This is a genomic window from Streptomyces hirsutus (assembly GCF_001418415.1).
GTDB lineage: Bacteria > Actinomycetota > Actinomycetes > Streptomycetales > Streptomycetaceae > Streptomyces > Streptomyces hirsutus.
This window is the reverse complement of record NZ_LIQT01000226.1, coordinates 1-8,449: the sequence shown is the minus strand read 5'-3', so window position 1 is coordinate 8,449 and position 8,449 is coordinate 1. Positions and strand designations below refer to the sequence as shown.

Genomic DNA, 8,449 nt, shown 5'->3' with positions numbered 1-8,449 from the left:
CCCGCCGGCCGCCGGGACCGCCGAGCCGCCTGCGCTCCTCCCGCTCCGACCTCCTCCTGTGCGGTGTCCTCCTGGTGGCGATCCTCGTCGTCCAGGGCTGGAACATCGGCTCCTATCCGNNCTCGCCCAGGCCTGGGCCGTCCAGGAGGGCAGGGGCCTCGCCCACTACACCTACTGGTACGACCACCCGCCCTTCGGCTGGATCCAGCTCGCCGTGCTGACCTGGATCCCCGCGATGATCAGCCCCGAGTCGATGACCGTCGGCACCATGCGGGCCGTGATGCTGCTGATCAGCGGTATCAGCGCGGTCCTCGTCTACGTCCTCGGACGACGGTTCGCGCTGCCCCGCTGGGCAGCCGGCCTCGGCATGCTCCTGTTCGGGCTGTCCCCGCTGTCGGTGGTGCTCCAGCGCGAGATCTTCCTCGACAACCTCGCGGTGATGTGGACGCTGCTCGCGTTCACCCTCGCCGCCTCCCCGAGCCGTCACCTCTGGCACCACTTCGGCGCCGGGATCGCCGCCGCCACGGCGGTGCTCACCAAGGAGACGATGCTCGTCGTCCTGCCCGCCCTGTTCGTCACCGCGTGGCTGCACAGCCACCGGGACACCCGCAAGTTCGCGCTGACCGGAGCCGTCACGGCCTGCGCGCTGATCGGGTTCTCGTATCCGCTGTTCGCGCTGCTCAAGGGCGAGCTGTTCCCGGGCGGCGGACACGTCTCCCTGTGGGAGGGCGTCCAGTACCAGCTGACCAGACCCGGTTCGGGATTCATCCTCGACCAAGGCTCCGGCTCGTGGGGCGTCCTGCAGTCCTGGCTGTACTACGACCGGGTGCTGCCGCTGGGCGGCCTGGCCGGCGCGCTGCTGCTGCTCGCCACCTGGCGCTGGTCGGTCACCGCCCGCGCGCTCGCCGGACCGGCACTGACCGTGGCGATCCTCGCCGCGCTCGCCCTGCGCCCGAGCGGCTACCTGCCCGCCATGTACGTGATCCAGGCACTGCCGTTCCTCGCGCTCGTCCTCGCCGGCGGCACCGCGAGCATCGCCCACGCCGTACTGCGCCGGTGGCGGTCCGGCGCCGAGCACCGGTCCGTCGGGTACGCCCGGTACGCGCTCGCCGCCGCCCTCGCCCTCGCCGCCTGCTCCTACGTCGTGCCCCGCTGGTACGACGGCGCCCGCACCGCCGTCACCGCGGACGCCAACGCCCCCTACGAGGCCGCGTCGCACTGGATGGCCACCGAGGTGGCCGACCCGGGCGGCACCCGGGTGCTGGTGGACGACGCGATGTGGCTGGACCTGGTGCACGCCGGGTACCGGCCGGGGCTCGGCGTCATCTGGTTCTACAAGGCCGACCTGGACCCGGCGGTGACGAAGACGATGCCGCGCGGCTGGCGGGACCTCGACTACGTGGTCGCCTCGCCGACCGTGCGGCGCGACGCGGTGGACCTGCCCAACGTCAAGGCGGCCATCGAGCACTCGGAGCCGGTCGCCGTGTTCGGCACGGGCGCGGACCGTATCGAGATCCGCCAGGTCGTCGCCACCGGAGGTACCCGATGAGCCAGGAGTCCACGGCCCCCGGCGAGCTGGAGGCCCCGGCCACCGCGAGTGTGCCGGAGCCCGGCGCGGTCACGATCGTCGTGCCGACGTTCAACGAGTCGGCGAACGTGCGGCAGTTGCTGCGGCTGATCACCGAGTCGGTGCCGGTCCGGCTGCCCTGCGAGGTCCTCTTCGTGGACGACTCCACCGACGACACCCCCGACGTCGTCCGCGAGGCGGCCCGCGACTGCCCCTTTCCGGTGACCGTGCTGCACCGCCAGGAGGCGGTGGGCGGCCTCGGCGGTGCCGTCGTGGAGGGCATCGGGGCGGCCTCCTCGGACTGGGTCGTCGTCATGGACGGCGACTGCCAGCACCCGCCCTCCCTGGTACCGGAACTGGTGGCGACGGGGGAGCGGGCGCAGGCCCAACTGGTCGTCGCCTCCCGGTACATCGAGGGAGGCAGCCGCGCCGGGCTGGCCGGTGGCTACCGGGTGGCCGTCTCGCGCGGGGCGACCTGGCTGGCCAAGTCCCTGTTCCCACGGCGGCTGCGCGGCATCAGCGACCCGATGAGCGGCTTCTTCGCCATCCGCCGCAGCGCCGTCACGGCCGATGTCCTCAAGCCCCTCGGCTACAAGATCCTCCTCGAACTGGCCGTCCGCAGCCGCCCCCGCACGGTCGGCGAGGTGCCGTTCGTCTTCCGGGACCGGTTCGCCGGGGAGTCCAAGTCGACCGCCAGGGAAGGGCTACGCTTCCTGCGGCACCTCGCCGGGCTGCGCATGGCGTCCTCGCCGGCCCGCATGATCGCCTTCGGGCTGATCGGGCTGACCGGCTTCGTGCCCAACCTGCTGGCGCTGTGGGCGCTGACCGGGGCGGGCCTGCACTACCTGCCGGCCGAGATCGTCGCCAACCAGTTCGGCGTGGCCTGGAACTTCCTGCTGATCGAGACACTGCTGTTCCGCGAGCGGCGGCGGCACCGGCACTGGGCCGACCGCACGGCGCGGTTCGCGCTGCTGGCCAACGCCGATCTGCTGCTGCGGCTGCCGCTGATCGCCCTGCTGGTCGGCCCGTTCGGGACGGCCGTCCTGCCGGCCACCGCGCTGGCCCTCGTCACCACCTTCGTCCTGCGCTTCGCCGCCACCGAGGCGCTGGTGTACCTGCCCCGCAAGGACCGCACCGGGAAGGGCCGCACCGCGAGGCGTCGTCCGCAAGAGAGCCGCACCGAAGAGAGCCGCACCGCAAGGAGCGCCGTATGAGAGCGAGAACGATCCGTACGAGAACACCTGCGCGAGCCGGACGCCGTACCGCCCTGCTGGCCGTCGGTGCCCTGACCACCGGTCTCCTCCTCACCGCCCCGCAGCCCGCCTCGGCCGCCAACCTGATCACGAACCCCGGCTTCGAGACCGCCGGCGCGGACGACATGCCGCACTGCTGGGAGAAGTCCGGCTGGGGCGACAACGACTTCTCCTTCACCACCACCTCCGACGCCCACTCCGGCGACAGGGCGATGAAGGTCGAGCTGACCCGCCGCACCGAGGGCGACCGCAAGGCGCTGATCACCGAGTCCGCCGCGTGCGCGCCGGTGGTGACGCCGGGCAAGCAGTACGACCTGGGCCTCTGGTACAAGTCGACGACCCCGGACGCGTCCCTCACCCTGTTCCGGCACGACGGGACGGCCGGCTGGCAGTACTGGACGGACCTGAAGACGCTGGACATGCAGCCCGCCGTCTGGACCGAGGCCACCGTCCGCACCCCGGAGGTCCCGGCCGGCACCGACCGCATCTCCTGGGGCGTCTCCGTCTACGGCACCGGCGCGGCCACCACCGACGACTACACGATGGAGCAGGTCACCGAGCCGGTCCCGGAGCCGGGCTGCACCGGCACCGCCCGGGAGTGCGCCGACGGCGGGTGGGAGGTGCTGCCCACGCAGAACCCGGTCCGCTCGATGCACTCCGTGGTGCTGCACAACGGCAAGGTGCTGCTGATCGCGGGCTCCGGCAACAGCGAGGAGCTCTTCGAGGCCGGCACCTTCACCAGTGCCGTCTACGACCCCGAGGACGGCACGTACGAGGTCGTCCCCACGCCGGACGACATGTTCTGCGCCGGACACGTGCAACTCCAGGACGGCCGGGTGCTGGTGATGAGCGGCAACAAGGGCTACCCGTCCGCCGACGGCACGATCGGCTACCAGGGCTACAAGGACTCGTACGTCTTCGACCCGGAGACCGAGACCTACAGCAGGACCAACGACATGAACGACGGCCACTGGTACCCGTCGGCGACGATCCTCGGCAACGGTGACGTGATCAGCTTCGGCGGTCTGCGCGAGGACTCCACGGGTTCGGTCACCGCCGACCTCTGGTCCGACGCCGAGCAGCGGTGGCTGCCGATGAACCGGGTCCACCAGACCTGGTCGTACTGGGGCCTGTACCCGTCGATGATCCTGATGCAGGACGGGCGCCTGTTCTACTCGGGCAGCCATGTCTTCGGCAACAACATCCCGGGCACCGGCTCCGCGATCTACGACTACGACGCCAACACGGTCACCGAGGTCCCGGGCCTGCGGAACAAGGACGAGCGGGACCAGTCGGCGAGTGTGCTGCTGCCCCCGGCGCAGGACCAGAAGGTGCTCACCCTGGGCGGCGGCAACATCGACTCCAACCCGAACGCGAACCGGCTGACCGACATCATCGACCTCAAGGAGGCGAACCCCTCCTACGTCGCGGGGCCGCCGATCCCGCAGGGCACGGTCGACTACGGTGACGGCCCGGTGCCGCAGACCGGCGACCAGGGCAAGATGTACCTCTCCGCGGTCCTGCTGCCCGACGGCAAGGTGCTGGAGACCGGCGGCGGGCTGCACAACCGGGCCGACCCGGTCTTCGAGACGTCGGTCTTCGACCCTGCTTCGGAGACCTTCGACCCGGTGGCCGTCGATCCGGAGGCGCGCGGGTACCACTCCTCGGCGTTCCTGCTGCCCGACGGCCGGGTCATGACCACGGGCGACAACCCGGGCAACGGCAGCTGGAACCACAACGTGTCGGTTTACAGCCCGTCCTACCTGTTCAAGGGCGAGCGGCCGGTGATCACCTCGCTGATCGACAGCGAGTGGACCTACGGCGACACCCAGCGGATCACCGTCGACCGGCCCATCGCCAAGGCCGAGCTGATCCGCCCGGCGGCCGTCACCCACTCCTCCGACCCGAACCAGCGGTTCGTGGACCTGCCCCTGTCCGTGGACGGAAACGACGAGAACACCGTCGACCTGAACGTGACGAGCAACCCCGATCTGGCGCCGCCCGGCTGGTACATGCTGTTCGCGGTGGACGCCAACGGCGTGCCCTCGGTCGCCGAGTGGGTGCACCTCCAGGGCCCGGCGGCGCTGACCGCCAAGGACTCCGGCGCCCATGTGCACGACTTCGCCGAGGCCCCGGCGGGCAAGGTCACCGGGCCCGGGAAGAAGCGCGCCGCGGAGCCGGTCCCGCCGACCGTCTCGGGCTGCGACCGGCACTACGGCTCGGCCGACGTCTGCGTACCGACCGCCTTCCCGGCCGAGGTCGGGGCGACGGCCGCCGCCCGCTGCGCCTGGCTGGAGCAGAACGAGTACGGCACGCTCGAGGTCAACGGCAAGGACGACCCGCTGCGGCTGGACCGGAACCGGGACGGCGTCGCCTGCGGCAAGGGCGACGTCCGGCGCGGCTGAGGACGGGCCGCACGAAGCCGCGCGGCGCACCGCCGAACGGGCCGGGCCGCTCAGTTCTCCTGGGCGACCCGGCTCAGCGCGCGTTCCACGATCGCCTCCAGCTGGTCGTGGTGCGCGCCCTGCCAGTAGGCGCGGCCGCATGCGGCGCACTGGGCGAACACGTCGTACGAGCGGTGCGTGCCGCTCTTCAGCTGGTCGGCGACCTCGTCCTTGGTGGCGGCGCGGAGCAGTCCGTTGCAGGCGGTGCAGCGGGTCCAGGGGCGCAGCTCGGGCCGGAACCGGTCCAGGACGTACGGGAGCTGCTCGTCGGGCCCGGTGCTGTAGACGAACGCGCCGGCCCACAGTTCCCGGCGGCGCAGCAGTCCGCGGTCGCGGCTGAGCATCACCCGCTTCTCGGACGCGGACCGGGCGGCCAGGGCGGGATCGCCGATGTCCGTCGACTCGTACGCCGTGTCCACGCCCAGCAGCCGCAGCCGGCGGGCCAGCGTGCCGAGGTGGACGTCGAGGAGGAAGCGGAGCGGGGCGCCGGGTACGCGCTGGGGGCGGGCGACGGGGCGGACGGTGACCGATTCGCCCGCGGCCGGCAGGTGCGAGACGGGCACCTCGTGGCCGTCCACGAGCAGTGCGCCGACCTCGGTCAGCGGGACGCCGAGGGACTCGACGACGTGACCGAGGCTGGAGACGCCGTCGGCCGGGGCCGTCGTGGCGCCGGTGGTGCGTGCCCGGGGGACGAAGACGAGCAGTTCGGGGGCGAACTCGACGTGGATCTCGGGACCGTTCACCGGGCCAGGATGTCATGCGCGGGGCCCGCGGCTCCGGGATTTCCGGGCGCCCCGGCCCGGTGGCCCGGGGCGCTCCTCGACTCATCCGTGCTGGGAGGCCACCAGGAAGATGCCCACGTAGTGGGCGATGAAGGCGGCCAGGGTGAAGGAGTGGAAGACCTCGTGGAAGCCGAACCAGCGCGGTGACGGGTTGGGCTTCTGGAGGCCGTAGATCACCCCGCCCGCGCTGTAGAGCAGACCGCCCACGATCACCAGGACCAGGACGGCGATGCCGCCGGTGCGCATGAAGTCGGGGAGGTAGAAGACGGCGGCCCAGCCCATCGCGATGTAGCAGGGGGTGTAGAGCCAGCGGGGGGCGCCCACCCAGAACACGCGGAAGGCGATCCCGGCGAGGGCGGCCGCCCAGATGCCCCACAGCAGCCACTGGCCCTTGGCCTCCGGCAGGAGCAGCAGGGTGAGCGGCGTGTAGGTGCCGGCGATGATCAGGAAGATGTTGGCGTGATCGAGGCGGCGGAGCACTCCGTCCATGCGCGGGCTCCAGTCGCCCCGGTGGTACAGGGCGCTCACGCCGAACAGCAGGCAGGCCGTCAGCGCGAAGACCGCGCAGGCGACGCGCCCCCGGGTCGAGTCGGCGAGGGCGACGAGCACCAGCCCGGCGACCAGCGCGGCGGGGAACATGCCCAGGTGCAGCCAGCCGCGGAGCTTGGGTTTGACCGGGTGGGGGAGGGAGAGCGGGACCGGGCCGCGGCCTTCGGCCGGTCGGCCTGCGGGTGCGTCAGGCGCGTCGGGTGCGTCGGGGGCGAGCGCTGTCATAGCCGCCATCGTACCTACGGAACCGTAAGTTACAGGTCGGTGCACCGGGATCGATCTCGCCGGAGTGGCCATCCTCTCACGGGACGTACTCGCCAGTACGCCCCATGGCGCATCCCGGGCCGGCGGGAAGGCCGCGCGGGGGAGGTCGCGCGCGGAAGCCTCCCGAGGGAGCCGTGAGGGAGCCGCGGGCGAGGTGGTAAAGGGATGGTCGGGTGAACGCAACGTGTCCGTAAAGAAACCCAGCGTGCGTGCCCGGCCTTTCGGGAAACCGTGGCCAGCATCACTCTGCTCACATGTGAGACCCCCTGGACAGATGGGCACTCGCATCAGAGGATCAAATGAGTGCGGTCGGCACCGGATGAGCGCCCAAGACTCCACCGTGAAGCATCCGGGCCGCAGCCCCCACGGGGCCCTCCAGACAAAGAACCCTCACTTAGGAGCAATCGTGGCGCGCGACATCGCGGCTCCCAGCGTCCCCACCACCCACCAGGGACTCATCTCCTGGGTCAACGAGATCGCCGAGCTGACCCAGCCGGACCACGTGGTCTGGTGCGACGGTTCCGAGGCCGAGTACCAGCGGCTGAGCGAGGAACTGGTCGACAAGGGCACGTTCCGCAAACTCGACCCGATCAAGCGCCCCAACTCCTACTACGCGGCCTCCGACCCCAGCGACGTCGCCCGCGTGGAGGACCGCACCTTCATCTGCTCCGAGAAGGAGGAGGACGCCGGGCCCACCAACCACTGGAAGGCCCCCGGCGAGATGCGGGAGATCTTCACCGGTGAGAAGGGCGTCTTCCGCGGCTCCATGAAGGGCCGCACGATGTACGTCGTGCCCTTCTGCATGGGCCCCCTCGGCTCGCCGCTGTCCGCGATCGGTGTCGAGATCACCGACTCCGCGTACGTCGCCGTCTCCATGCGCACCATGACCCGTATGGGCCAGGACGTCCTGGACGAACTCGGCGACGACGGCTTCTTCGTCAAGGCCGTGCACTCCGTCGGGGCTCCCCTGGAGCCCGGCCAGGAGGACGTGCCCTGGCCCTGCAACCAAACCAAGTACATCTCGCACTTCCCCGAGGACCGCGAGATCTGGTCCTACGGCTCCGGCTACGGCGGCAACGCCCTGCTCGGCAAGAAGTGCTACGCCCTGCGCATCGCCTCCGTCATGGCCCGCGACGAGGGCTGGCTCGCCGAGCACATGCTGATCCTCAAGCTGACCCCGCCGCAGGGGGAGTCGAAGTACGTCGCCGCCGCCTTCCCGAGCGCCTGCGGCAAGACCAACCTCGCCATGCTGGAGCCCACGATCTCCGGCTGGACCGTCGAGACGATCGGCGACGACATCGCCTGGATGCGGTTCGGCGAGGACGGCCGCCTCTACGCGATCAACCCCGAGGCCGGCTTCTTCGGCGTCGCGCCCGGCACCGGTGAGCACACCAACGCCAACGCGATGAAGACGCTGTGGGGCAACTCCGTCTTCACCAACGTCGCCCTCACCGACGACGGAGACGTGTGGTGGGAGGGCATGACCGAGGAGACCCCGGCCCACCTGACCGACTGGAAGGGCAACGACTGGACGCCCGAGTCGGGCACCCCGGCCGCCCACCCCAACGCCCGCTTCACCACCCCCGCCGC

General features: G+C 71.2%; 6 protein-coding genes. 4 read left to right on the top strand and 2 right to left on the bottom strand.

All coding sequences use genetic code 11. The features are described from left to right. Nucleotides 1-121: 121 nt before the first annotated feature. From AOK11_RS18045 to AOK11_RS18035, 3 genes are all read left to right on the top strand, one after another. On the top strand, nucleotides 122-1,549 hold a 1,428-nt coding region (locus tag AOK11_RS18045; RefSeq protein WP_240497383.1), incomplete at its 5' end, for an ArnT family glycosyltransferase. Beyond that, nucleotides 1,546-2,781, top strand: a complete 1,236-nt coding sequence (locus tag AOK11_RS18040) for a glycosyltransferase (protein WP_055594748.1) — start codon at nucleotides 1,546-1,548, stop codon at nucleotides 2,779-2,781. The genes AOK11_RS18045 and AOK11_RS18040, both read left to right, overlap by 4 nt. Then, a complete protein-coding gene (locus tag AOK11_RS18035) occupies nucleotides 2,778-5,225 on the top strand; it encodes a galactose oxidase family protein (protein WP_055594747.1) in 2,448 nt (815 codons plus the stop codon). The genes AOK11_RS18040 and AOK11_RS18035 overlap by 4 nt, the downstream gene beginning before the upstream one ends. A gap of 50 nt (nucleotides 5,226-5,275) precedes the next feature. On the opposite strand, the gene AOK11_RS18030 is transcribed toward AOK11_RS18035, so the two are convergent. Both AOK11_RS18030 and trhA read right to left on the bottom strand, forming a co-directional pair. Beyond that, a complete protein-coding gene (locus tag AOK11_RS18030) occupies nucleotides 5,276-6,007 on the bottom strand; it encodes a Mut7-C RNAse domain-containing protein (RefSeq protein ID WP_055594746.1) in 732 nt (243 codons plus the stop codon). An 81-nt stretch (nucleotides 6,008-6,088) separates the two neighbouring features. After that, complete coding sequence (gene trhA / locus AOK11_RS18025; RefSeq protein WP_055594745.1) at nucleotides 6,089-6,820, bottom strand: PAQR family membrane homeostasis protein TrhA; 732 nt, start codon at nucleotides 6,818-6,820, stop codon at nucleotides 6,089-6,091. A 445-nt stretch (nucleotides 6,821-7,265) separates the two neighbouring features. Between trhA and AOK11_RS18020 the strand changes: the two genes are divergently transcribed. Then, nucleotides 7,266-8,449: phosphoenolpyruvate carboxykinase (GTP) (locus tag AOK11_RS18020; RefSeq protein WP_055594744.1), on the top strand; the 1,184-nt coding region annotated here is incomplete at its 3' end.